At 55.4% G+C, this 23,919-nt stretch carries 33 protein-coding genes; 2 read left to right on the plus strand and 31 right to left on the minus strand.

What is annotated here, in order from left to right:
• Position 1 precedes the first annotated feature (1 nt).
• From traH to traM, 22 genes are all read right to left on the minus strand, one after another.
• Entirely contained in the window at positions 2 to 1,363 is a 1,362-nt protein-coding gene (gene traH, locus HV041_RS24035; protein WP_071687474.1) for a conjugal transfer pilus assembly protein TraH, read from the minus strand.
• Positions 1,363 to 1,974 carry a type-F conjugative transfer system pilin assembly thiol-disulfide isomerase TrbB gene (trbB, locus tag HV041_RS24040; protein WP_071446641.1) on the minus strand — a complete coding sequence of 204 codons (612 nt, stop codon included), beginning with the start codon at positions 1,972 to 1,974 and terminating at the stop codon, positions 1,363 to 1,365. Before trbB ends, traH begins: the two co-directional genes overlap by 1 nt.
• 24 nt (positions 1,975 to 1,998) lie before the next feature.
• Positions 1,999 to 2,775, minus strand: a complete 777-nt coding sequence (gene traF / locus HV041_RS24045) for a type-F conjugative transfer system pilin assembly protein TraF (RefSeq protein WP_071446642.1) — start codon at positions 2,773 to 2,775, stop codon at positions 1,999 to 2,001.
• Complete coding sequence (gene traN / locus HV041_RS24050) at positions 2,772 to 4,601, minus strand: type-F conjugative transfer system mating-pair stabilization protein TraN (RefSeq protein ID WP_071687475.1); 1,830 nt, start codon at positions 4,599 to 4,601, stop codon at positions 2,772 to 2,774. The genes traF and traN overlap by 4 nt, the downstream gene beginning before the upstream one ends.
• Entirely contained in the window at positions 4,598 to 5,212 is a 615-nt protein-coding gene (gene trbC, locus HV041_RS24055; protein ID WP_071687476.1) for a type-F conjugative transfer system pilin assembly protein TrbC, read from the minus strand. The genes traN and trbC overlap by 4 nt, the downstream gene beginning before the upstream one ends.
• A gap of 18 nt (positions 5,213 to 5,230) precedes the next feature.
• On the minus strand, positions 5,231 to 6,226 hold the full coding sequence (gene traU / locus HV041_RS24060) for a conjugal transfer pilus assembly protein TraU (protein WP_071687477.1): 996 nt from the start codon (positions 6,224 to 6,226) through the stop codon (positions 5,231 to 5,233).
• Complete coding sequence (traW, locus tag HV041_RS24065) at positions 6,223 to 6,858, minus strand: type-F conjugative transfer system protein TraW (RefSeq protein WP_071687478.1); 636 nt, start codon at positions 6,856 to 6,858, stop codon at positions 6,223 to 6,225. The genes traU and traW overlap by 4 nt, the downstream gene beginning before the upstream one ends.
• The gene (trbI, locus tag HV041_RS24070; RefSeq protein WP_071687479.1) at positions 6,858 to 7,322 is read right to left on the minus strand and encodes a type-F conjugative transfer system protein TrbI; all 465 of its coding nucleotides are present in this window, start codon (positions 7,320 to 7,322) and stop codon (positions 6,858 to 6,860) included. Before trbI ends, traW begins: the two co-directional genes overlap by 1 nt.
• On the minus strand, positions 7,319 to 9,910 hold the full coding sequence (gene traC / locus HV041_RS24075) for a type IV secretion system protein TraC (protein ID WP_081365520.1): 2,592 nt from the start codon (positions 9,908 to 9,910) through the stop codon (positions 7,319 to 7,321). The genes trbI and traC overlap by 4 nt, the downstream gene beginning before the upstream one ends.
• 10 nt (positions 9,911 to 9,920) lie before the next feature.
• Positions 9,921 to 10,562, minus strand: a complete 642-nt coding sequence (traV, locus tag HV041_RS24080) for a type IV conjugative transfer system lipoprotein TraV (protein ID WP_071687481.1) — start codon at positions 10,560 to 10,562, stop codon at positions 9,921 to 9,923.
• Positions 10,563 to 10,579: 17 nt separating this feature from the next.
• The gene (locus HV041_RS24085; protein ID WP_224776423.1) at positions 10,580 to 11,014 is read right to left on the minus strand and encodes a hypothetical protein; all 435 of its coding nucleotides are present in this window, start codon (positions 11,012 to 11,014) and stop codon (positions 10,580 to 10,582) included.
• A gap of 8 nt (positions 11,015 to 11,022) precedes the next feature.
• The gene (locus tag HV041_RS24090) at positions 11,023 to 11,439 is read right to left on the minus strand and encodes a hypothetical protein (protein ID WP_071687483.1); all 417 of its coding nucleotides are present in this window, start codon (positions 11,437 to 11,439) and stop codon (positions 11,023 to 11,025) included.
• Positions 11,423 to 11,608: a hypothetical protein gene (locus tag HV041_RS24095; protein ID WP_071687484.1), complete on the minus strand. Its 186-nt coding sequence runs from the start codon at positions 11,606 to 11,608 to the stop codon at positions 11,423 to 11,425. The genes HV041_RS24090 and HV041_RS24095 overlap by 17 nt, the downstream gene beginning before the upstream one ends.
• A 3-nt stretch (positions 11,609 to 11,611) precedes the next feature.
• Entirely contained in the window at positions 11,612 to 11,836 is a 225-nt protein-coding gene (locus HV041_RS24100; RefSeq protein WP_071687485.1) for a TraR/DksA C4-type zinc finger protein, read from the minus strand.
• A gap of 111 nt (positions 11,837 to 11,947) precedes the next feature.
• On the minus strand, positions 11,948 to 13,309 hold the full coding sequence (gene traB / locus HV041_RS24105) for an F-type conjugal transfer pilus assembly protein TraB (RefSeq protein ID WP_071687486.1): 1,362 nt from the start codon (positions 13,307 to 13,309) through the stop codon (positions 11,948 to 11,950).
• Positions 13,296 to 14,036: a type-F conjugative transfer system secretin TraK gene (traK, locus tag HV041_RS24110; RefSeq protein ID WP_071687487.1), complete on the minus strand. Its 741-nt coding sequence runs from the start codon at positions 14,034 to 14,036 to the stop codon at positions 13,296 to 13,298. The genes traB and traK overlap by 14 nt, the downstream gene beginning before the upstream one ends.
• Positions 14,026 to 14,589, minus strand: coding sequence for a type IV conjugative transfer system protein TraE (gene traE / locus HV041_RS24115; RefSeq protein ID WP_071687488.1), 564 nt, complete (start codon positions 14,587 to 14,589; stop codon positions 14,026 to 14,028). Before traE ends, traK begins: the two co-directional genes overlap by 11 nt.
• Positions 14,590 to 14,608: 19 nt before the next feature.
• Entirely contained in the window at positions 14,609 to 14,914 is a 306-nt protein-coding gene (gene traL, locus HV041_RS24120; protein WP_071687511.1) for a type IV conjugative transfer system protein TraL, read from the minus strand.
• A gap of 2 nt (positions 14,915 to 14,916) precedes the next feature.
• Complete coding sequence (traA, locus tag HV041_RS24125; RefSeq protein WP_071687489.1) at positions 14,917 to 15,276, minus strand: type IV conjugative transfer system pilin TraA; 360 nt, start codon at positions 15,274 to 15,276, stop codon at positions 14,917 to 14,919.
• A gap of 105 nt (positions 15,277 to 15,381) precedes the next feature.
• On the minus strand, positions 15,382 to 15,549 hold the full coding sequence (locus HV041_RS24130; RefSeq protein WP_164845037.1) for a hypothetical protein: 168 nt from the start codon (positions 15,547 to 15,549) through the stop codon (positions 15,382 to 15,384).
• Positions 15,550 to 15,765: 216 nt separating this feature from the next.
• A complete protein-coding gene (locus HV041_RS24135; RefSeq protein WP_071687490.1) occupies positions 15,766 to 16,047 on the minus strand; it encodes a conjugal transfer protein TraJ in 282 nt (93 codons plus the stop codon).
• A gap of 506 nt (positions 16,048 to 16,553) precedes the next feature.
• Positions 16,554 to 16,937, minus strand: a complete 384-nt coding sequence (traM, locus tag HV041_RS24140) for a conjugal transfer relaxosome DNA-binding protein TraM (RefSeq protein ID WP_071687491.1) — start codon at positions 16,935 to 16,937, stop codon at positions 16,554 to 16,556.
• Between the two features lie 468 nt (positions 16,938 to 17,405).
• Between traM and HV041_RS24145 the strand changes: the two genes are divergently transcribed.
• A complete protein-coding gene (locus tag HV041_RS24145) occupies positions 17,406 to 17,861 on the plus strand; it encodes a transglycosylase SLT domain-containing protein (RefSeq protein ID WP_071687492.1) in 456 nt (151 codons plus the stop codon).
• A 10-nt stretch (positions 17,862 to 17,871) separates the two neighbouring features.
• Here HV041_RS24145 and HV041_RS24150 read toward each other — a convergent pair whose 3' ends face one another.
• The 3 genes from HV041_RS24150 to HV041_RS24155 form a co-directional block, all read right to left on the minus strand.
• Entirely contained in the window at positions 17,872 to 18,402 is a 531-nt protein-coding gene (locus HV041_RS24150) for an antirestriction protein (RefSeq protein ID WP_071687493.1), read from the minus strand.
• A gap of 251 nt (positions 18,403 to 18,653) precedes the next feature.
• On the minus strand, positions 18,654 to 18,776 hold the full coding sequence (locus tag HV041_RS25205; protein WP_256259396.1) for a hypothetical protein: 123 nt from the start codon (positions 18,774 to 18,776) through the stop codon (positions 18,654 to 18,656).
• Between the two features lie 18 nt (positions 18,777 to 18,794).
• Positions 18,795 to 19,004 carry a hypothetical protein gene (locus tag HV041_RS24155; RefSeq protein ID WP_071687494.1) on the minus strand — a complete coding sequence of 70 codons (210 nt, stop codon included), beginning with the start codon at positions 19,002 to 19,004 and terminating at the stop codon, positions 18,795 to 18,797.
• Positions 19,005 to 19,159: 155 nt separating this feature from the next.
• Here HV041_RS24155 and HV041_RS24160 point away from each other — a divergent pair, with 155 nt between their 5' ends.
• A complete protein-coding gene (locus HV041_RS24160) occupies positions 19,160 to 19,441 on the plus strand; it encodes a hypothetical protein (RefSeq protein WP_127702263.1) in 282 nt (93 codons plus the stop codon).
• 15 nt (positions 19,442 to 19,456) lie between these two features.
• Here the strand turns inward: HV041_RS24160 and HV041_RS24165 are convergent, their stop codons facing one another.
• The 6 genes from HV041_RS24165 to HV041_RS24190 all read right to left on the minus strand — a co-directional run bounded on the left by HV041_RS24165 (position 19,457) and on the right by HV041_RS24190 (position 23,901).
• On the minus strand, positions 19,457 to 19,912 hold the full coding sequence (locus HV041_RS24165; protein ID WP_114141096.1) for a conjugation system SOS inhibitor PsiB family protein: 456 nt from the start codon (positions 19,910 to 19,912) through the stop codon (positions 19,457 to 19,459).
• A gap of 110 nt (positions 19,913 to 20,022) precedes the next feature.
• Positions 20,023 to 20,349 (minus strand): theronine dehydrogenase, encoded by a 327-nt coding sequence (locus HV041_RS24170; RefSeq protein WP_071687495.1) that lies wholly within the window; start codon positions 20,347 to 20,349, stop codon positions 20,023 to 20,025.
• Complete coding sequence (locus tag HV041_RS24175; protein ID WP_071687496.1) at positions 20,346 to 21,074, minus strand: plasmid SOS inhibition protein A; 729 nt, start codon at positions 21,072 to 21,074, stop codon at positions 20,346 to 20,348. The genes HV041_RS24170 and HV041_RS24175 overlap by 4 nt, the downstream gene beginning before the upstream one ends.
• On the minus strand, positions 21,071 to 21,505 hold the full coding sequence (psiB, locus tag HV041_RS24180) for a conjugation system SOS inhibitor PsiB (RefSeq protein ID WP_182294298.1): 435 nt from the start codon (positions 21,503 to 21,505) through the stop codon (positions 21,071 to 21,073). The genes HV041_RS24175 and psiB overlap by 4 nt, the downstream gene beginning before the upstream one ends.
• Before the next feature lie 42 nt (positions 21,506 to 21,547).
• The gene (locus tag HV041_RS24185) at positions 21,548 to 23,599 is read right to left on the minus strand and encodes a ParB/RepB/Spo0J family partition protein (protein WP_127663647.1); all 2,052 of its coding nucleotides are present in this window, start codon (positions 23,597 to 23,599) and stop codon (positions 21,548 to 21,550) included.
• 68 nt (positions 23,600 to 23,667) lie between these two features.
• A complete protein-coding gene (locus HV041_RS24190; RefSeq protein WP_071687499.1) occupies positions 23,668 to 23,901 on the minus strand; it encodes a DUF905 domain-containing protein in 234 nt (77 codons plus the stop codon).
• Positions 23,902 to 23,919 lie beyond the last annotated feature (18 nt).

A 23,919-nucleotide genomic window follows, 5' to 3' on the forward strand; every position in this document is an offset into this window, starting at 1 on the left:
ATTAATTCACCCTGCTGAACTGGTAGTTACCCAGCACGCGGTCGCTCATCTTTGAGGAGACCTGCTGGCGGATAAAGCGGATTTGCTGCTGGGCAGAGATGAGGGCGTCCTCCTTAATCTGCACTTCCATACGCAGCGAGTTGAGCGCCTGTCGGGCATCGGACAGGCCGTTTTTCAGCTCTTTCATGTTGGCCCCGGGATAATCTTTGGTGGCCAGCGAGCCGTTGACCACCTTCATCACAGCCTCCAGGTACTGCAGGTAAATATCGACGGCGATATAATCCGTCAGCTGTGCAAACAGGGACTGCGACACGCTCAGTGACGACTGGTCCACTATCCAGGACAGGATGGGGATGGAGGTGCTGTTGATGAACTGCTTCTCTTTCTCCGTCAGGGGCGAGTCGGTGATGGCCTTGTTCTCGATGCTGGTCAGCATGTCCTGTACCATCCGGATAAGGGATTTGGATTCGGATATCGTCACGTTACTCAGGGACGGGGACAGGCACTTGTTCTGGTTGTCGCAGACATACACCTTCGCGCTGCCCCCGCTCATCATCGCGGTCAGCAGACTGCGGTCGGAGGCCAGCGACGAGAGAATACGCATCTCCCCGTTGCTGCCGAAAATCACCGACCCGCTGATACTCATGGCAAACTGGCGCAGTTCCGCATTGCTGCTGAGCGTACTGTTACTGAGCGCATCCCACATCAGATTGATATCTTTCAGGACCTGGTCCTTTTCCGCCCCGGTAGCCTTGTCGGTAACAGCGTCGTATTTCCCGCCTGACGTACACCCCTGACGGGAAGACACCCAGTCAGAGAACACGTTTTTCTGCCCGGCGACCGACTGGCAGACGTTCTGCTGGCTCTCGCCCCACATCGACGCCACGCTGTCGACCATCGCTTTTGCCGCCTGGCAGCTCGACATATTGAAGCGGTTAAGGTCAGCGGCCATCTTCTGCAGGAAGTCTTTCGCGGCTTTCAGTTCCGGGACCGTGGTTTCCAGTGCGAGGTCAAAAAAGTATCCCGCCGCATTGGCCATTGTCTGTTTCACAAAAGCCATAATCTGGTCGGAGTTTATGAAAGAGAACGCGCCCAGATAGACGTCAATTCCGCCGCAGCCGGCGTTGATGGACGGCAGGCTGATGGAGATCAGCTGGATATTTTTATTACCGGTCCGGGCATAGAACGAACCGCCGGAGACATAACGCGCCGCCTGCCCCTGCCAGGCTTTGGCCGAGGTGGCATTACTGGCGTAACTCATGTCATTGAAGAAAGAATTCATGTCATCCTGCAGGCCGGCATGCGCCGTGCCCGCGCTGTACAGACCCAGCACCATCGCCAGGCAGAGTGGTTTCAGTCGCATTATCGTGGTCCCTCAGAAGGTGGTGGAAGGTGTTTCCCGGCCTGACGGTCCAGCGCCATCCGGAATACCTCATCGAGGCGGGAGCGGAACTCACCGGCCCCTGCCGCCCCCTGCAGCAGTGGCCAGGTTTCCATCGTGTTGACGTTGGTCAGAAAGGTGGTCGGTGTCGCCACTGGCACACCGCTCTGGAAATATTCCACCATCACATCCGGCGTGGCCGGGAGCACATCGGGGAATTCGGTATCGCCTCTCCCGTCGAGACTCACCGGGAACACGCTGAGGCCGGTCTGCTGTGACAGGGATTTCAGCACCGGCGCAAACTGGCGGCAGTACTGACAGGTCGACTGCATAAACAGCACGACCTTCCAGTCCTGCACGTTCACCTGTCGCCCGTCACTGAGCGGGAGCCAGACAGGGGCCGTATCCTGAACCGGACGATCAACTGTCGCAGTTGTCGGGGTCTTCGGCAGAGCGAGTCCGTCCAGCGCCGGGGCGGTACGCCCGGTCTTTGTGGCCTCCAGGGCGCGGATATCATCCAGGGTCCCGGCCTGCGTCAGGCCGGACAGCATCGCCGCCATCAGGATGGCGGTCTTCAGTAAAGGGATATTCATACGTTACCTTAGCGGTCGGAATTATCAGTAAGTGGCCCTGAACTGCGTCAGGACGCTGACCATCTGGTTATCGAGGTCGTCGTGGCTCATAAATCCCCATGCAAGGGGTTGCCACTGGTGCGTTTTCGGGTCGACCAGAAAGGTGGCCGGGAAGTGAGTGACGCGCATCTGCTCCGCCTGTCCGCTGTCAGGGCGGCTCTGTGGCAGCTGGTCGCTGATTTTGCCGTCCACACTGATCGCCATGAGCGTGATGCCCCGGTCTTCGCAGAAGGCGCGGATGACTCCGGCCATCAGGTTGTCGACGGCATTATTCCCGCGATAGAAGAAGAACAGGCCGTAGCGCTGCGCCACCTGGCTTATCACCGCACTCTGAACCTTCTTCTCTTCGCTCAGACGCGCCTCCACCGAACCGTTGTAGTGGCTGCGCTTCACGTTGTAGTCGAGCTCCGGGTATTTCAGACGCGCCAGTTTCGAGGTCTGGGTGAAGTCCGTCGCCCGGTCAGTCCAGAAGTTCTGCAGGGTCATAAAGCGGCGAAAGTTCTCCGCTGACGGATACAGAATGGCGGTATCGAGTGCTTCACGCGTCGCCTGCTGGAGCACTTTTTTTTGCTCTGACGGAGTCATACTGGCCAGACGCGCCTGCTGCGTCGGGGCTGGCGCGGGGGCAGGGTCTTCCTCAGCCGCATTCGGGTTGTACCACTGCCAGCCCTCTTCCCGGGCAAAGTTAGACGTCAGAACCTCATCCGGGGCGGCATGCAGGGTGGTGGATAACACCATCATCAGGACAGCGAGTCGTTTCATGGCGTCGCATCCTTCATTTTTTCCGCGATGATGTCCTGCGCTTTTTTCAGTAGTGCCTGGTCTTCGGGGATGTCGCTGCCGGCACTGAGGTCATCATAAAAATCGCTGAAGTTCATCACGCCAAAATCGAGTCGCTGGAGTTCATCCACCGTGATGCCCCGGCAGTCCGGTGATTTTCCCCCGCCGAACCCGACGCCCAGCTGGCCACGGCGGCCCTGCTCCTGGACGATACGCGCCAGTTTGGAGTCAAACACGCAGTAACCGCGCTTCTTCTCCAGGCACACGCCCAGCACCTTTTTGCTGCAGTACTCCCCGACATACACTGTCAGCTTTTTGTCCTTCGCCTTCCCGAGCGCCTTTTCCTCGCTGCTGCAGCTCGACAGGCCCACATCCTGGCCCCAGCCGGAGTCCTTGCAGCAGTTATTGAAGCCCACCGCCATCTTCTTGCAGTGCTGCGCTTCTCCGGTAAAGGCGCGGACGTTTTCCCCGTTCAGCAGAGCCACATCTTCCCCGGCAGCGGCCACTGCCGCCAGCGCCGAGACCGCCTGACCAAACATATTGCTGGTTCCCGTCTGCGCCTGGGCACAACTGCCGTCTTTACAGAAGAATTCCCCGCCGCAAATCTGGCCGTTACCCTCTTTTTTACGCTCACAGGAGTAGGTCACCTGCTGACTGACGCAGAAGCCGTCCACCGTGTCGGCACACTCGCTGCGGGTCACCGTACAGGTGGAGTCCCTCATGTATTCCCCGCAGGTTCCTTCCGTCTCTGTCTGGGTCAGGTACGTGTCCTGCCATTTCCAGCAGGCCTGATACGCACTCAGCGTCTGGCCACCGACCACAATCGTGCGGGTTTCACCCGGTTCCACGCACTGTGAACCGGTCATGGCCCCCTCGGTCTTGCTGAACGGACAGTTTTCGGACCAGGTCACGACGGGTTTGTAACTGTCCCTTTTTACCCGCAGCACGAAGCGCAGTTTAAACGGAACGTGTTTGCGGTGCGTCAGCGAGCCGGAGCCATCCCGGACTTTACGGGGATGACGGGAGGTGAACGACACACCGGCAGTCAGGGAGGACGGAACAGGCTTAAAGCTCACGTTGTTGTACGACCCCTTCTGGTGCCACTGCACGTTATTACCGAGAAAGGAAATCGTCATATGGAAACGCGGTTTGTTACCGAGGGAGTTACTCCAGGAATACGTGGCTTCCGTGATTTCCCCGCTGATTTGCGGCGTCACTGCCACCACGATGTTGCCGTTTTCCTCCCACGACGGCAGTTCACTCAGCTCATATTCCACCACTCTCACGTCATATTCCGTGCTGCCCTCATACCCCAGCGTGGCTGTGCGCGTACAGTACTGCTCGATCTTCGTATCCCGCAGACACTGATGGGTGGTGATTTCGGTAAAGCTGGCAGGCTGGTCCACGCAGCCGGCAAACCCGCCGCCGGTAATGGTCTCCGCCTTGTCTTTCATGGCCAGCCCTTCAGAAATAAACGGCGCATCCAGCGACGGTTTATTATCCGGCGGCGTGTTCAGAATGGATTCGGTGATGGTTTTCCCGGCCTCCGAGGTATTCAGCGCCGACGACCCGGGTGAGGTCATGTCCACGCCGGAGGACGTCACGCCCCCGTAATAGCCGCTTTCCGGCGGTGAGTCGGTGTAGCCGGGGATTGCCTCTGCCGGGTTAAACCCCTGTATGGCACCGGCCCCCTGCCCTTTGCTGGCGTTACCCTGCTGCATGCCCTGGTTAAACTGGTCATTCGCGACAAGTGGCTGAACAAGGCAGAAGGATGCCATCGCCATCAGTAAAGGAAGATACCGCTTCATTTCGCCTCCTCACCCAGCAGGTTCCGGGCCGTGTCAGCACAGTCACCCTCTTCCGCCACCCGCTTCAGGGCCTGATGTAACGTCAGGTCCCCCTGAAGCCGGTCGACCGTATCGCCCTGATTGCCACAGGCCACAATCAGCACCGGCACGGCGGTAATGTTGTATTTGCGAAACGTGGTCGGATCTATCTGCACCCCGCCGGTATTGCTCTCTTTCACCAGACCGGCCACGGCATTGGCAGTGGCCCGCATATCACCGTTGACCATCCCCCGGATAACCACCGGAATATTGAGTTGTGCCGCATCCTTCACGCGCTGTTTCAGTTCCTCCGCTGGCATCGAGAAGGACACAAACACCAGGGCCGCGTCCACCGGGCGCTCCCCGGGCTGCATGGCCTGACGGAACTGTGAGGCCTGCGCGTCCAGAAACGCCTGGTCCTGTGGTGTCACGGTGCGCGGCTGTTGCAGAAACTCCGGCGTCTGCAGGGCACGAAAACGCTGCCTGTCCAGTTGCAACTGGTCGTGAATAAACTGGCGGTTCTCAGTATGGTCACTGGCCATCCCGGCCCCGCAGGTCAGAAGCACGGCCAGCGACATCAGTACTCGTTTCATTGTCTTTCTCCCTGTGACTTAAAGAAATACACAGTTACGCTTGCGCCAGAAGAGATACCCGAAATTGCGCCGGTCGTTGGGCATGTTCTTGCCGGTTTCCCAGCGGGTCACACTACGGCCCAGCGGATGACACTGGCCTGCATCGGGATATTTATTAACCAGGTGATACCGCCAGCGGCTTTTAGGGATGATCGGGGACGGATATTCAAAACACACGGAGGTGTTTTCACCGATGCTGTTCATCACCATGCCCTGACGGTGCAGTTTGAACGCCATGCGTTCACTGAGCAGTAAAGAGGTCTGCAGCGGGCTGAATTCGTTAGAGACATAGCCGTTAAACGGATACATGCTGCCCTGACTGCCGGCACACCAGAACAGGGCATCAATGGGTTTACCCGTGAGGCTTGCCACCGCGTCAGCCGCACAGGCTCCCTGGGCGATGATGTTGCCAAAGAGAATGGCTTCGGGCTGGATAATCATGCTCAGCGAACTGCTGTCCCACATCGGGTCCAGTTCGGACAGATAGCCGATATCCAGGTCACCACCCTGCAGGCAGCCCATCGAGGTGATAATGTTCAGCCAGTAGGTGAGCGGGTATTTGTACCAGTGGACATGGTAGAATGCGCCGGGATTTGCGCGGTTTTCCTGCCCGCCTGTCCCGCTGCCGACGTTCCCGATATTGATATTGAACCCGCCCAGATTCACCATGCAGTACGGGGAGCGCGTCACGTCCGTCAGCGCCATCGGCTCCCAGTACCCGATGGCCAGTCCCACCCGGTACAGAATGCCCATCGGGCAGAACTGAATCGGCATCGACGGATTCGGCGTGTCCGGCTGGCGACCTTTGGCCACCGGCACATTGCCGATGGTCACCGGGAAGATGCACTCCCAGCAGACATCGGTGATCGGGTTGACAAAATTCCCCTCGCATTCCGCAGAGGCCGCCTGTGTCGTGCCACTCATCCCTGCCAGACACAGAAATATCAGCCCCAGACCGGCCAGATAACGTTTCATGGCTTCACCTCCGGCGCGTCCAGGGCAAACGTGTCCACCCGCAGACGGCGACGATCTTCTGCCAGCGTCACCCGGGCCGGGATGGCTTTCAGCGCAAACTTCCGGCTGAGCGAGCCATCCTGGTCAAAGTAGATACGGGTATTCAGGGCGTTCGTGGCCTCCCGGACATCGCCGTTGACCAGAATGACGCGGTACGTCAGCGTCCCGGGCTTCTGCACCTTCATCCACGCCAGCTGCTGCGGGTTATCGGCGTCGATAAAGTACAGCGTGTCGGTAAACGGCACCGTATCCAGCGGATTAATGACCTGCCCTTTATGGGCAAACACCCGGCCCTGATGGTCTTTCAGGTCCTCACTGACCGTCAGGGAGGGGTCGATATAGTGCGTGGTGTTCTCCTGCGCCAGCGTCAGACCGTCAACCGGCTTCGGGCGCAGGGTGTTTTCAATGACGCGTTGTTTGAACGCTTCCTGCTCCCGGGCCATCTCGCCGCTGGCTTCCATCGCTTTCAGCCGGGTCTGGATGGTGGTCAGCATGTCCTGTTCGGCAATGGGGTACATCTCCCCCCATGTCCCCAGGTTTTTCGCCTGTACCATGCCGGGCAGGACAAGCAGAATGAGCAGACGTCGGTACATTACGGCGTCCCTCCTTCGGCCATCTTCGTCGCCACCGCGCTCTGGATCTCCCCGGTAATGTCAGCGGCCCCGCCGACCACTGCCGGCGTCACCAGGATAAGAGCGTCATGACGGCGCTGGTATTCCTGAAGCTCGGTGCTGAGGGCGTGCATAAACCGTTCCGTCAGGTCGGTCGTCTGTTTTTCATCCAGGGACCGGGCGCCCGCCTGGTCAGTGAACTGGTCGACCGTCCCCTTCATATCAAAGGACACGACTGTCGGGGTGCGCCAGCTAATCAGCAGCGACGTGACCGCCGCGTTGATACACACAATAGTGGCTGCAACCAGCAACAAATTGCGCAGGCAGCGGCGGCGACGTTGCTCCAGCCGGTGTCCTTTCGCTTTGGTGTTTCCCCCCTTCCTGACGTCATCTGCAGTAAGGGTGGGTTCAGGCTGAGCAGGAGTAAGGTTTTGCTCTGTGGTCATGCGGCCTCCGCGAGCGCTTCCAGTTCGCGCATCTCATCAGGAAAGTTACGGACAGCCAGCTGATACACCGCGTCATGGATATCCATGTTCTGTTCCCGGCACTGGCGGATAAATTCGAAGTCATCGCCCTTTGAACTGAACATCGCCCGACTCAGCGGATCGACAAAGAGACGATGGAAACTGCAGGTGTCGTTGATGCGCAGCATAAAGGAGGAGAACCACTGGTCTTTGGCATCCCCGAACTTACTGATTACGCTGCGCTCCAGTTCGCTGAACTGGTTGGGGCGGTTCTGGTTGTACTGCTTGAATTCAGACGCATCCTGCTTGAGCACCACCTTGAAGGCGGAGTTACCCCAGGCCGCTTTGGCCGCGCCGGAGGCATCATCGGCGTCAAAGTCCTTGATATTCTGGCTGATGGTGATGAACGCCCCACGGTGACGGCGCACGGTGCGGTAGCCGGTTTCAATAAACTGCCCGACCTTGTCATTTTTGAAGTTGAGCAGTTTCCAGCCCTCATCAATGGTGCAGCATTTCTTCAGGCTGCGCGGCGTGCGGTACATCTTGTCCTCGATGTAGATAATGAGGGAGAACATCACCGCAACCAGCAGGTCGGGTTTATCCTGCAGGCCACCCAGCTCCAGGACGATAAAGCGGGCATCATCGGTCAGGGAAGGCTCGTCGCTGTTGAAGTACTCGCCGTAAATTCCCCAGGAGCAGTACTTCCCGAGCAGTTCGACAATCTCATCCAGACGGTTGGTGATGCCGGGCGAGTTACGGTATTTCTCATCTTCGCGGATGGTCGTCAGCTTATGGACAACATGGTCGATACGCGCTTTTTCCCTGTGTTCTTCCCAGGCTTCCTGAACCCCGCGCAACAGCAGACTGTGGTGAACCTCATCCAGTGTGCCGTTGGGGCTGGCCAGCACGGCCAGCTGGTCACGGATACGCTCGCCGGATTCGTTGATGCTGGTGATGTTGGCAAACGGGTTAAACTTGAGTGACTTGCCGTCCAGGTAAGTGCCGCCGACGTTCTCACAGAACGACTTGTAGCCGTCGCCCATATCAAACACCCAGGCGATGCCGCCGGAGTCCAGCACGCTGCGCAGAATAGGCTGCACCAGACCGGTTTTACCGGCCCCGGACGTGCCGGTCACCGCCATGTTGTAGTTGGTGTTGCCCAGTCCGTCGCCGTAGATATCGAGGAACGCCAGCTGATTGCGGTAGGACGGCGTCAGCAGTCCCCCCTGACAGAGGCGGTTGTCGGCCACCACCGGCAGCAGGTTCACCGCCTGGATACTCTCTGCCCGGCAGGTGGCCCCGCCCATTTTGATATCGTCCCACAGCCCTTCGGCGTGGATGAAGGGGATCATCGCTATCCAGTTCCGGAACTGCATATAGGTCGGGGAAAACAGGTCGATGCCGTTCTTTTTAAAGGTGTTGATGACCTGCTGCTCGCAGACCAGGGCTGCTTCATCCGAATCCGGGCAGAACGTGGTGATGTTGTAGTAATAGCGGACGATGCAGGTCTGGTTGCTGTTGAGGTGCTCGCGGATCTCCTTCCACTCTTTAGCCTGTCTGGCCACACCGGGAAACAGGGTGGCATAAGGCGAGTTGGCCTTTTTCTCCCGGTCGAGGTACTTGCGCGTCGCTTCCCCCTGGGTGGCCACCTGGTCCTCGGCCTCCATCACCATCGTGATGACAAACGGGCTGGCAATGGTCAGGTCCGGGCTGAGGAGGTTGGACAGGTTATCGCCTCCCATCCACAGCATGAATATGTCCGGGTTGTTCTCCAGCATAAAGTTCATGGCCCGGGTGGTGGTCACCGTCCCCTGCCGGTCCGCCAGGCTGACACGGACATCGTCAGGACGCACATCGATACCGATGCGCTGGTCGACGCAACGCTGATGCAGCTCATCAAACTTCCCGACACGAACATCATCCGGATACAGCTGGTCATGACGGGCATTGAGCATCCCGTGCACCAGTGAGGCCAGCTCCTGGTCGTCTGCTGCCCGGGTGAATATCTTCGCCGCATCGAGCGAGGAGCGCAGGACCTTCATGGTGTGTGAGACTTCGGTCATCACCGCCGCCGTGCGTTTCTTTGCTTTCACACAGTAAGAGATATACAGACGGTAATCCCGCAGGGTCAGCGGCAGGCCGGTCGGGCTATTGAACTGCAGCTGGGTAGCCCGCTGGTAATAGGCCCGGGTAATACGGTTGAACTTATCCGCCTGCTTTCCCTGCCAGCGGAAGTCAGCCAGACCACGGTCCAGCTGGCTGCCAATCAGTTTGCTGGACACCAGGTGAAAGGATATCGGCGTTTTGCGGGGCAGCTTGCTCTTGATGAGGTCTTCCAGCACATAGACTATCTGCTCATTGGCCCCGATAAGCGGTTCGGCGTGCAGCAGAAAGCCCACGGTATTGCGGTTCACGAACAGGCCGCTGTCGCGGTCATAGTCGCGGTACGGCAGGATACTGGTCAGCTGCGGAAAATCCAGGCTGGCCAGGTTACGGGTCATCTCTGCCGCACCATCCGGCATCCGGAAGGCGCTCTGCAGGTTTTCCAGTACATTGAGAAACTTTTTCACCACAGGCTCCTTAATTCACGCGGGACGGGAGAACCCAGTCCGCCGGTTCGGCGACAAAGGACACGCGTCCGGGCTGATGAAAGGCGTTATCGCTGTCCACCCAGGGCGCAATCCAGACGGTGGCAATCCGGTCCTGGCTGCGCTGCGGATGCACCGAACCGGGGCTGTCACAGCGCACGGTCTGGCACGAGGGCGCAGTGACCGGTGTGACGGAACGCACTGGCGGCATGGTCAGTACCGGACGCGAAGCCGTGGTGCTCACCGGCGCGCCTGCCACCGGGCGCGGAGACAACAGGCCACTGGTGCGAACGGGGGCCGGAGCAGAGGGTCGGGCCGCTGACGTCACCGTGGTGGAAGCCCCCACGGACGGGGCGGACACAACGGGGGCAAGTGTTGATGCCGGGCGGATAACAGACCGTACCGGTACCGGCTGAGAAGCCGCCTGCGCCGGAAGGTTAACCAGGGAAGGCAGTCCGCCCGCAGCCTGCTTTCCCGTCTGTTTTGCTGCCTTGTCCCGGGCCAGCTGGTTGGCCTTCGTCATGGTCATACAGGTATCAGAGGTGGTGGCATCGCAGTCAAAGCTGCTTTTGACGCCGGCACAGCCGGATAACAGCAGGACGCTGCCTGCCAGTAACAGGGTGATTTTTTTCATATAACAGTCCTTATCAGTCAGGCATCAAAAGGGGCTGGCGCAGAACCCAGCGAGAGATGGATCAGGGTGATTTCTTTATCCAGGCAGTACTGCGCGTATTCCCAGGAAGAATCAGAGGTGCAGCCCCACTGGCGAAGCGGAGATTGTCGCAGTGGCTCCAGTTTTTGTATTTCGCCAGCCAGCTGCATGTGCCAGTTCAGCGGCAGAGTGGAATAACGCAGGACGATAATTTGTGCGCCCAGCGCAGCCACGCCGGTGAGGAGCAGAAAGTGCGTTAAGGCGTAGCCCACTATCAGCACCACAATGGCAATCACGAAAGACTGCTGTTTTCGGGGAGAAATATGTTCGTGGGTATGCAATATTCTGGCCCGCAAAATCTCCACCTTTTTACGTCTGGCAATCAGTTCCGGTCGGGTCAGATCACTGAAATCGCGCAGAAGTAATGAAGACATATCCATCATCATTTACCGTTTTCTTTTACCCACGCAGAAGAAACGACGTGGCCCTTGATATATCCCCTGCAGTTCTGACGGATGGCCTCAGCCAGTTCCTCTCCGTCATCGCCGGAATACAGTTCCCTGAGCCGGCTGACGTCAGATCGGGCCACAAATACCCGGGCAACCTGCTGTCTGGTTACGCCCCTGCCTGAACCCGGTTTTCCCATGAACAGGCAGTGCCGATACTCCCCCGACAGTTCGCACCTGAAAATCCTGACATTGTCGCCAGGGGAGTCAGAACACGGCAGAAATGCCGAAAACCTGAACGCGGTATCTGCGGCATGAACACAGATGACGCGCATCCCCTTATTCCCGCAGCGGGTTGCGGTATCTTTCAGATGACGGGTCTTACCCGGACCGCCATTACTGTTGGTTTTCATGATGTTCATCCCCTGAGTTTTTTTCGTTTTTCTGAATACCAGCGCGTAATTCCCGCCAGTCGTCGCGTTGCCGTTCTGATAAAAAGGTCTGCACAACCTCAACGCTGATAGTGGTCTTACCCATGCCGGATCTCCCCGGGACCATCACATTGCCTGTTCTGTCTTCCATCGCTCACCTCTGGTAGTGTTTGCTCCGGTGCTCCAGTACCCGCTGACATTCCGTGCAGGTCCGTACCCCGGGTATCGTTTGCTGGCGTCTGAGGGGAATGTCGTTGCCACAGCATTCACATTCGCTGAGACTTTCCCCGCCCCTGATGAGCTGCTGCCGGGCGGCCTGTATGTGCAGCCGGGTCAGCAGGTCTTCCTGCACCTGCAGATGGTCCAGTTCGTCGGCCATCGGCTCTCCTTGTTTACGCTGTCCGGACACGCTACCGCCCATCCCTTTCACGTCTTCCAGGGCACTGACTGTTCCGGATTGTGGTGTTCTGACCGGATAACCGGTCCCTGCTTACTGTGTGACGGTCTGCCCGGTTTCCGGGTCAACGGTGTCCCCCACCCTGAAGTCCTGCAGCTGCTTCAGCATGTCCGGCGTGTTCGCCGACATGACAGCAGGGGCTGACGGGGCAGCGGGTTGCGTTTGTTTTTTACGTGCGGCCGCTTTCGCGCGGGCTTCCTCCAGGGTTTCCAGCTGGAAGCCGTCCTGGAAAACCAGCGTGACTTCGTTGCCTGCACCAATCGGAATAACCGGGTGGTACTGTTCGGCACGTTTGATGTAGTAATCAGAGAGGGTTTTGGCGGCAGAGCTGACACCGCCGCCGAGTCCGGCCTGGCCAATATCAGCGGCACTCATACTGGCGGTGGCCCCGACACCCACGGTGGTACTGGAGGCTTTCTCGATACCCTTGCCGATACCATCCAGGAAGCCGGCACCGCCTGCATACAGCAGGATCTGGCCGTTACGCATGACCACTTCGCCCTTGATGCCGTTCTTGCCCATGAAAGACACATGCCCGGCAATCTTCTGGTCGATGTTGTCCTCCCCCAGCTTGCAGCTGATGGAGCGGGAACGGACGATGGCCCGCTCACTGGAGACATCCCCCCAGGCCTCCAGCGTCACAAAGCAGCCGGTCAGGTCGAATTCCTGGTCGTTGGGCATCTGGACCTTGCCGGTGAGACGCAGCTGCATCGGCGCGGTATTCTTGTCCCCCGTGACGGACGCATTCGCATCAGCCCCTTCCACCACGATGGCTTCGGCAAAGCTGCCGGAGGATATCCACGGGAAACGGGGCTTTTTCGGGCCGGTATCCGGGAGACTGAATTCCTGGCTGTCCATCATGCCCGGGCGGTTGAGTGGCTCCATCACGGGTGCGACCGGGGCCTGTCCGCCGCCTGCGGGCCAGAAACTGGTCGGCGGCGGCACGGCCCCGGCGGGTGCCGGTTTGCCCTGAGAAGCCAGCGCCCCCGGCAGCGGCTCGGCATTCAGGGAGTCAAAGTTTTTCCCGGCCTCAAGCTGGGTCTGCAGCAGCTTGTTCTCGTCTTCCAGCTCCCGGATACGGTCCTGCGAACCTTTCAGATCCCGCCCGATAAGGCCCATTTCGGTACGCAGCTTTTTAATTTCCGTCTGCGTTTCTTTATTCAGACGCTGGGCCTCGGCAATCGCGGAACGCTGGACCTTATTGTCAAAGGACTGGTTCACCACGCCGGTCATGTCCGGCGCGGGTTCCCCTTTCGGGGCTTTGGCTGGCGGGGCTTTTTTCAGGTTCATCTCTGAGACCATCCAGGTCCCGACACCGCCTGCGCCAATCCCGAGAACCAGCGCAATCAGCAGGGCAACCTGGCGGCGGCGGATGATTTTGTTAACGTTGGCCATCGCTGCCCTCCCCGCTCTCACGGATAACGGTGAGGGTCATGCTTCCGCCACCCAGAAGGGTCTGCGCATTGTTATCAAACATCACTGCCCGGATACCGGGCTTCCAGAAGTCCTGCTCCTGAAGCGCCACGCCCCAGGTATTGTTATTACGCAGGGTATAGCGGTCAGCACGCAGCCGGTCGCCGGCCCAGGCTTTCAGTGGCGTCACGGAAAAACCGCCCGGCACACGAACGCCGTCTGCCAGCGGCTTCACTTCACCATAGCCATCCGGCATCGTGCCGGACAGAACTGAACGGCTGAGGCTGATGAGCAGTGTTTCGTAAGCCTGCGCGGTTTCCCATTTGCGGGTTTCCGGACGCGCCGGCGGTTCAGCACTCATCAGACGGTATACGCGGCCTTCCCCTTTCACCGGCGTGGCCACCACAGAGAACGTCTGGCCCAGCGCGGTCTCCACATAGAGCGTGAACGCGCGGGTGGCCACCGAGGTGAACAACACACCGCCGGCAGAGGTCAGCTTTTTGTCGGCCAGCATGCCGCCCTGGGCGGTAATGGCCGTGACTTTATCACCGGGAATAAATATCAGGTTGGGGTCGGTATTGCTGATACTGAGCCGGAACTGTCCCCCCTGCGGGAAACTGATGGTCGCGGGAGACTGGGCCTGTGCTGCAAAGGGCACGGCGGTCATCATGGCGGTGCCCAGCCATAATGCCGGAAGGTTATTTTTCATTGGTCACCTCATAGAACCGGCCAATACGGGTAAAGCCGCCAGCGTATTTCAGGCGGAGACGGTAGGTTTTTAACTCTGTGGAGGGTTTTGCATTGCCAATCCACATCTTCTGTACCCCGCGAACATCGACGCGGCCGTCAACGGGATAGACATTGATTTCAGAGGCGTAAAAAACGGAGTTCACTTCACTGGCTTTGATTTGCGCCGCTTCTTCTTCAAGGACAGGCTTAAACTCTTCCCGGGCCTCCGGCTCCACAAACGAGAGCAGAAAGGCGTGGTTCGAATCGACGGTTTCGGGCGAGACATTAAGACGCAGGGCCAGGAAGGACAGCGTCATCATCCGGTAGTTTTCCGTATCAGATTTGGTTTCCGACACGGCAAACGGCGCGTTATAGGTCATCGGGGTGACAACCGTTCGCTGTTCGTGGATGAGTGCTCTGTTGGTCACGGCCAGCCATGCCACAGCAAAAGCCAGAATAAAGACCAGTGTCGTGAGTGACAGAATAAAAATGGCAATAATTTTGGTGGATGAATTACGAGCGCTGATTTCCATAATATGGCCCTGCGGTAATTTACTTGATCCATTTCCTTAAACTGGAATCGGGAATAACGCGGTAGACCACCCGGAATAATTCAGTGGGTAAATACCAGTAACACCAGTTGTATAACCAGCGGGAACTTTTTCCGCGTTTCGCCGCCCTGATCAGTTGCCAGATAATTGCCGCAATAATCAGACTGAATAAATATTTCTTGGTGAAAAATCCCCACACTAATACAACCGATGCGGGGATGGCTTCATCAAGGGGCAGTCCGATAATACGGTTCTGCTCTGACAGGGTTTTCGGGAAACGGTATTTATCTAAATCGTTTCCCTCCATCATCAGACAATAAACGTCAGACCAACCGTGGTGAAGACGATGACCACGACCAGACCCAGCAGGATAAGCAGGTTCTTGGTGCGGATATACATCGCCACACCGACAATCAGTTCGGCAATGATGATACACATCATGACGAAGGAGTCGGCCCCGAAGGTGGCTTTCACATCATCTTTACCCCCGGCCAGCAGGTCAGTGGCGTGGGCCATCTGTCCCACACCGAGTAACAGCAGCGGAGACAGCGCAGCCAGACGGGACAGCGCTTTTTTACTGGTCACACCACGCCATGCCATCTGGCAAAACTGCCATGCACGGTTTTTTACAGACGCGGGGAGGCCGCCTTTTGCAAAGGATAAATTCATAAAAAACTCCATTTATGTAATTTTAATAAAACACCCAGCGGTATTGACCGGTAAAGTCAATCCGGCACAGAACCATCAGATAAGGCTAATGACTCTGTAACAGAATCACTCCTTTAACCCTAAAGCCTCTTCAATTTTAAGTGCTGCTGTCTGTTGAATTGATTTTGAGTTTTTTTTTGCATTCTTTTTTAACTCTGCATACACAACACCATCCAGATATAGTTTTATAAACTTCCCTGCAGGACGGGGTTTAAGTGGTAAACCTTGAATCATTTTCAGCCTCACAAAAAGAAAAAGGGAACAGACATATGATGACGTAAAAAAAATAGGGTTGTCCAATTGAAGATTGTATTATTTTTAACCTCAATAAATGCATGAATAAAAAGAAGAAAAACGAAACACTGGAAAAGTCTGACAACCACAAATTGATCTAAATCAACGATAAAACGTGATGCGCGTCACATCACGTTTTTCATCAAATTCGATTAATCACAGTTCCGGCAGCAGTTCAATCCTTAAGTCGAGGAAGGAATGTAAAGCCAGTCGAGTGATGTACAAAGTCTTAAGTGCCTCATTAGAAGGTGCACCATACTGTGTGCATAGTTCCTTGAGAGTTTTATACACTGCTTGTGGCTTTGTATTTCTGTAATCAGAAATCTCCCTGACAGTCATTCCGAAAGCAAAAAGAGTAAAAACCTCGACTTGCGCATCATTAACCTCAGGAAAAACCTTGTGTAAAATTTCCATACGAATAGGATCGATGATAACCATCGTAACCTCCTGTTAAATGTGTTCAGGTTATTGGTGGCCAGCGATAACAGGGGTGGCCGCCCCTGTTATCGCGTTAAAGGCAAATCAATTTAAAATTTGATAATTGCCTCCCTTCTGACTGATTTGCCTTAAGTGAAATATATCGCAGCAGGTATACCCACTCAATCAATAACGGAATTACGGTTTGTTTTTTGACTGTAGTCACATAAAAAATGCGAAATTTTGAACGTATTTCAGTAATCCACCCAGAAGAAATAAAAAACCATCCGGTATCCTGGGCGCAAGAGAATTAAAGGTAAAGAAGGGGGTTTAATCTGATGTGAAAAATAAGAGCTTTCCTTTACACGCAAAACTACTATATATCCTAAAAACATTAATAGGGACATTAAGCATGAATACTTAATAATTAGAAATCAATATAATCACTAACGTTACCGCACCTGAATGATAAATATACTCTGCCGCCATGAAAGGCGGCATGAAGTCGGAGAGCAATATATCAGGAGTTAGTCTTTTTCTTCTTCAGCAAAAAAAATGCCCACCTGCTCATCCGCAAAACGCTCGATAGCTTTGCGCATATTATCCAGTTTGAACCCTCCATCACTTAATGATTCCTGAGATAATGTCCCCATTTTCATTATCTCCGTACACATCATCCTGACGCGAGCCATACTGTCCAGCATAACTTTGTTATATTCCATCTGGTTAAAGCCACTTTCTTTTTTCTCACGCTGTATCCGGTATACACGCAGACCAAGCTCTATTAACATTGAAGTGACCGAAGATACTGTTGCATCAACTTCCGTCGCACCTTCCTGTCTGCGCTCTGTAACCACAGACTCTATTTCTTCACGAACCTGATTACTGACAAAAGTTTGTATACGTGGCATAGAAGATCCTTTTTTAGAACAAAACAAAAAATTATTAAAAGGCAATTTTTAACATACATATCCATAGTATGTGGCGAGTATACCATTAAAAAAATCAGAGTATAGTCGCGAGTATGTAGCCCATAAAAAGCAGAGTATACTCGCGAGTACACTCTATATAACAACCTGAAAATGCTTAAATACTCTAATCAGAGTGTGATGAACACTCTGATTAGAGTATAGATAGAGTGTACTTATACTCTATTTTAAATCGCTCTGTTTAAAATACATCGTTAAAAAAATCATAACCAACTGTTTTAAAAGACAAATCATGCAAGATTAAATCTTGCGACGGGTGTGGGACTTTGATGTTAAGGAGCAGGCATACAGAAATATACCTGCCGGGAAGAATTCAGTATTTCCGGGCATTGCCGTTTTTTATCAAAAATGGCACTCTGGCTAAAGAAAAGGTAATGAGGAATAGCTGACGTGAGGAAAACTCTGATTACAGGACTACTGGCGATGACATTTTCTGTTAATGCGCAGGACTGTTTTGAAATGGCGGGAAGAGATTATCGGATCGAGCCGGATCTGTTACGGGCGATTTCGTTCCGTGAGTCGTCCTGGCGTGATAATGCGCTCAACGTTGTATCACAGAGTGAATATGCTGTCGGTAAGATGCAAATACACTCACAAAACTTTTCGCATCTGGCTCAGTTCGGGATCACTCCCCGACAACTTTATACTGACAATTGCCTTAACATTTACACTGGCGCTTACTACCTTGCCATTGCTTTTAAACGCTGGGGATACTCATGGCGGGCTGTAGGGGCTTATAATGCAGGATTTCGTGAAACGGAAGTACAGGAGAAAAAGCGCCAGCAATATGCAAAAGAAATTCAGGCAATTTATGTTGCCATCAAAAAAAATGCGCCACCAGAGTGACGCACCTGTTTTAATCGATAGCCCGCCATATCAATCCACGTTCCGGATGTTGAATAAGACTGACATAATCCTTCAGCGCATCCTGACGGGCGACAAGCTGTTTACAGACTTTCGCATATTTATCTCCCATATCCGCCGCCTGCCAGGACAGCCAGTTCATTATCATCAACGTTGCAATAATTCCTGCAGCATCAGCACTGACCTCTGACTCAAAATAATTACCGGGGACACACATGTTATAATGTTGTTCTCCTGCTGGTGCGATATACCCGGTTTGTGTTGTGGTGAAGATAATTCTGTTCGGGGCCACATTGCCACCAACACCCTGCGGAATGATCCAGTAATTCCAGAAGCCGCCATCATAATCTGAATGCTGGCGTAACCAGCTGGCGATCATATTGTCAGCGGATGGTGTAAAAAAAAGAGCAGGGATAAAATCAAGTCGTTCATCACCATCGGTTACACAATAGCGCTGAAATTTATCTGTTTTAAATTGTTCGGCTGATTCACGAGTGGCGGTTTTGACGTTAATGGTGTGCATTCAGGTTTTCTCCTTATGGATTTATTAAATCGTTCGACTTCATCACTGAGCGGCAAAGGGCAATGAATAAAAAGGCGTGCAGCGCTTATATACCCTTTTATTTATTCCTGGCTGATGCTAAAAGCAGCCCTCTGCGAATTGATGAAAGAGACAAACAGAAGAATGCCGGATGAGAGGTGACAGGCAGGAATAAATAATAATATGACAATTATGCGTCTGAGTAATATGTGCGGCGTGTAGCGCAGCAGGTATTACCCTGCGCCGCAGGCGCGCGGCCTTTGACAGCAGTCGGGCAGGTTAACGTCGAACGCGTTACGGGAATAGATATTGCGAACAAAACCATCAGTACGCAGGGTCATATTTTTACGTGTCATCCTCGTTTCCCCTCTCACTCAGGATTTGTTAAAAATTTCAGACAGTGCGCCACGGATGAAATACAGACAGGCATCTGTGCGAGTGAACTTATCGCCGTAATGCGCATGAGCTTCCTGCACACAAGCCACGTTGTAGTGCCCACGGTCGATAATCCGTGCCATTTTTTTCACCCATCTTTTGGTAGATTCTTTGGTGGCGGTTTTGACCTTGACGTTCTGTGTGTTCATCCTGCGTTTCCTCTTGTCTGGTGATTAATCCATCTTTCGGTGAGTTCCCTGGCGGCAAAGGGCAAAGTAGCGACGACGTACGGAGGAAGGAAAGGGGCGGAGACAAAAGTTTTTGCGGCCCCAGGCAAAAAGTTTTGGCGGAGTTTATATACCCCTTGGATGACGACACGGCGGTGCTACGACCAGCCCTCCGCCCGGGGAACTCACCGAAAGATGGATTACCAGAGGCAGGGAAAGAGGATGAACACACCCGACACGGCGGAACGGCGTGGCGACATCAGAGTGACGGCAGTCTTATCGCAGGCACGGTGAAAAGCGGCGCATCCGTTTACGGATGCAGCAAGCGAGGGGTTGGTGTTGCGACAGCCTGGGATGGACACCCGCTGCCCCAAAGGAGCCGGGCAGAGACAGCATTGCTGGCTCTGTGCGAAGCATGACAGCCCCGGTTCCCGTCAGGGAAGTCGCCCGGGAATGGCTGTGATACCCGCCTGTTCAGTAGCCAGACCTGCCAGCGTATAGTTTTTTTTATCCAGCACATCAGCCCGCAGCAGCAGACTGTTAATCAGAAAGGTATCCAGCACCGGCATTCTGTGCAGACATGTCATTCGTAGCCCGCTGGCAGACTGCAGCAATATCATCCAGTGGCCACAGGCTTCTCCGGGGCTGGTCAGCATGATGAAGTGCCGACAATGCGGTGGTATATACCGCAGACAAACTGGCCATACTCCACCATACTCACAGAAAATTTCAGGTGAAGCCACCCAGCCCTCCGGCAAAAGCAACTCCCCCGCTACGGCCTGCGTCAGCACCTGACGTGACGACCAGCCATCAGCGCGAAATTGTTCAAAATCCCCGGGAGTCATGGAAACCAGCGCCGGTAATGTCAGTCCTGTATTCAAATTCGGCATCCCTCTATTACCTCTGTTATTACTGAATTCTGCATGCGCAGCATACCCGGTATCGTACCTGACTTCGCTCCCCTGCTCACTTTTGGGTCAGCAGGGGATAATAACCTGACTCAGCGGGGAGACTTTCCGCGGAAATACGCCGGGCGAGCTTCCAGTTCACGCCTGATAAATTCATCAGCAAACAACGGCGCGATACGGTTTACACGGCGTTCCAGATTCCGCCGACGGGCAGCCGCTTTCCGCTCATCACTCCAGCGCCGGACCTGACTTTCATCCAGAAAATCGACACACACCGCATACCCTGCGCCCGCCACCCAACGGGACATCACCGACTCAGGTGCGGGCTGCCCTGCCTCCACCAATTCTGACACCAGTTCCTGCGGTCCGGGACACGGTGTCCGGGGCAGTCTCCAGCGCAACGAGTAACGCCACTTCATGCCTGACTCCGGTGCATCAGCTTGTTGGGGACCATCCAGCGCTCCAGTTGTCTGACCGGTTCCGGGCTTTCTTTAGCGAGGGCATCAGATTCAACCATCACACTCCAGAAGGGCTGATTCACCATCATCCAGCGTTCCATTGGTGCCAGCGACGGAAAACGCTCGCTCCAGCGCCAGAACATTTCCTCCAGGTCGTACTGGTGCAGTTCAGTACCCGACCAGCGGGCGCTCCAGCTGCTGACCGTTTCCGGGGTATGAAAAGCCAGCTCAATTTCCGCCTGCCCCGCCAGCGCCTGATACGCCGTTTCGCGCTGGCACGCCTCCTTCCGGCGCTGGCGGGTGTATTTTTCAGCCCCCAGTTCACTGTGCCGGCGGGTACGCTCCTGCATCTGAAACTTCGTTTCCGGGAACAGTCGCCAGCCATCCGACAGCGACAGGGGCAACCAGCAACACGCGCCCCGGCTTTCAATCAGCCGGTCGATAGCCGCCAGCCAGTCCTGTTTATTTCCCCGCAGAGACTGTCCTGTCAGCCCCGGAGAGAACCAGCCGATATCCTTTACGGTGACACGCTTACTGCCGTTCAGGATGCGGAAAAAGGCATGGGCATACGCAAACTCCACAACATGAGCACCCCTTTCATACTTGTGCTCCACCTCTGCGATGGCCTGCATTGCAGCACGACGCTCATGACTCAGGGGGACCAGTGACAAACTCGCCGGGATCATTGTGCACCCTCCATCGCCAGAACACTGATAATGCTGGCCTGACTGTAGCCATCGGCATCGAGGCGGGCGACGAGACTCAACGTGTGGCTGATAACCTCCGGCGACCAGGCTGGCAGCGTGCGCATAACAGAGAACGGGCGACCACTGGCAGGAATAAACACCACCATCCAGGACGGGCTGATATCACCGGGGCTGCACACTGCCAGGCTGAAATTGCCGTGGGAGGGTGTGAAACGGATCTGCACCGGGAAAAAACCGCCGAACTCGCTGCGGTACTCGCCGTTCAGGACCCAGTGAACCGGGCAGTCAAGGTCACGCATCACGGCATGGGTCAGTTCGCGGCGTAAATCTTCGCCACCGTCGCGCCAGTCTTCAAACTCCTGGGGGATCATGGTGTTCAGTACATCGGGGGTAATAATGTTACGCATAATGTTCTCCTTAAATACCGCCCCGTAACGGGGCGGCCTCCGTTATCAGGCTGCGTCGTGCAGGGTGTGGGGGCTGTCTGCATCAAAAGCCGCATCGGGTGCATCAGTACTGCCGTTTTCAGTATCAGATACGTCGTTTTCTGCATCAGACGGGGATTTTTCTGCATCAGGGGCGCGCATCCAGACAGGCACCCATCGTGTACCGGAAAGACACTGTTCAGCATGGCTGGCGGCATCTCCTTTCTTCATACTCCCGATATCTGACGCGGCCCCTGACAGTCCGGCCTCTTTCAGCGCCTCCACAATCTGGTTCTTACTCAGCAGACTGAGGAAGTTTGCCGCCGTTGGCTGCCACCAGTCGCGCAGGTTGAACCCGATTGCCGTTTCAACGCCATCGAGGTCGCTCTGTGTCGTATGCCCCATTGTTCTGGTCTGCACGCCATCGACAGAACAGGCTGTACAGAAGACCATCAGGGACATCAGCATCTTTCCGTCAAGGGTAAAAAAGGTGGTGAAATCCTTTTTCCAGCCTTCCGGCAGCAGCGCCTCCAGACGGGCTTTTTCCTGCATCAGACACAGCCATGCCTGACCACTCTTTCCGGTCGGAGCCTCACTCGTGAGTCCGCTGTGGTGTACCTCCAGACGCATAACAAATGGATCACGGGTGGTGTTGCAATAGTCGAAAACGCAGGTACACAGCCGCCATACCATCAGGGCCACAGCTTTTTCGGGCTGCTGTACCAGGGCGGCCTGCACTGCCAGCGTTCTTTCTGAAGACATCTTTTTGAGCAGCGGGGCGCTGATCCCCTCCGTCACATCCGGCTTGCTGCTGACCACATGGAGGGAGCCGCCACTGCCATTATCTTCCTGCCCTTCTTTCGCCTCGTTCTGAGGCTTCTTCTGCACCCCACGCTGGACACAAAGCTCACCGTCATACAGGCTGACCACCACGCCACAGGCTGATTTCTGCTCCGGCGTCCACGCCCGGATCGATGCCGCATTTTCAATTTCGTCAATCAGCACCTGAATCGCGGCTTCATCCTCAAACGTTTCTGTGGCCTCCTGAGTGACGTACAGTTCATCAAGACGCTGCTGTTCGTCAGCGGTGTACTGTGCTTCCGGCTCTGGTAACAGCAGATAATGTTCGCGGTCATCACCGTAGTTTCTGACCGCGCCCTCCCGGGCCAGTGACCATGACCATCCTTCATGCAGTTCGATTGCCAGTGCGGCGGACTCAAGCTTCTCCTGCACCAGTCGTTCGACCAGCACACCGTCTGCCGTACCATCACCCTCCTGGGCGCTGAACAAATCCTCACGCACCACGCCCCCTGCAGACTCATACATTTCACGCCCGATAAACACGAAGCGGGAGTGGTTCACACCGATTTCGGTGTCCGTGATGGCGCGTTTAAGCATGTGCGCGGGGGCATAGCTGTGCTGCGCCTTCACACGCTCGTAAATCTCCACCTGACGCACCGGATCATTCTCCAGACTCAGTGCCTGACACTGCTCCACATCGAGCCTGTTCTCTGCCAGCAGGACGAGAAGTTCCGGGGCAAGGTTCGCCAGCTTCAGCATTCGCTGGACGTGGCGCGAGCTGTACCCCAGCTGGTCACCAATCTGCGCCGGCGTCTTACCCTGCTCAGACAACGTGCGAAACCCGCTGATTTGTTCTGCCGGATGCATCGCCGCCCTCTGGTTGTTCTCCACCATTGAGGCGACCACCGCCAGGTCGTCGCTGACGCGCTTGACGACAACGAGATACCCGGCATCGATGCGCTGTTCGCTGAGTAACAGTTGCAGGGCAGCAAGACGACGACCGCCCGCAGCAACGCCTGACAGGCCATCAGGCAGCGAGTGAACCACCAGATTCTGGATCAGGCCGACCGCGAGAATGGAGTCAGCCATTTCCCTGACACTCTCATCCGGGTACGGAATAATACGGACGTTCAGCGGGGATTTGACGAGCGCCGACAGCGGCACCATTTCAATCTGAGCGGCCTCAAGCGCCGCCTTAAGGGCTGCGGCTTCGGCAGGTTTAACCGTTTTTTTGCTGGTTTTCGCGGGGGTTTTTGCTTTAGACTCGGTTACTGACATAGTTGATACCTCACTGGATATTGATGACTGTCCGGCCCTGCGGAGTTAGCGCTCCGGCAGGGCACCTCTTACTGCTGTTTACGAATGCCGTAACGTTCGATGTAACGGTTAAGCCAGATCCCGGCATCCGCTTCAAAATTCCATGCCTGCCACACCATTTCGCCGTTCTGACGAACGACCAGGCGAAAATGCGAACCCTGATCGTCTTCGATGGCGACATTTTCAAACTGTGCCACCACTGCTTCCGCCTGTGCTCTGGTGAAGGTGTCATCTGGTAACGGTCCGGCGTTATAAATGCTCATATTTTCTCCTTTTACTGC

Source organism: Citrobacter sp. RHBSTW-00029 (genome assembly GCF_014104295.1).
Taxonomy (GTDB): Bacteria; Pseudomonadota; Gammaproteobacteria; order Enterobacterales; family Enterobacteriaceae; genus Citrobacter; species Citrobacter youngae.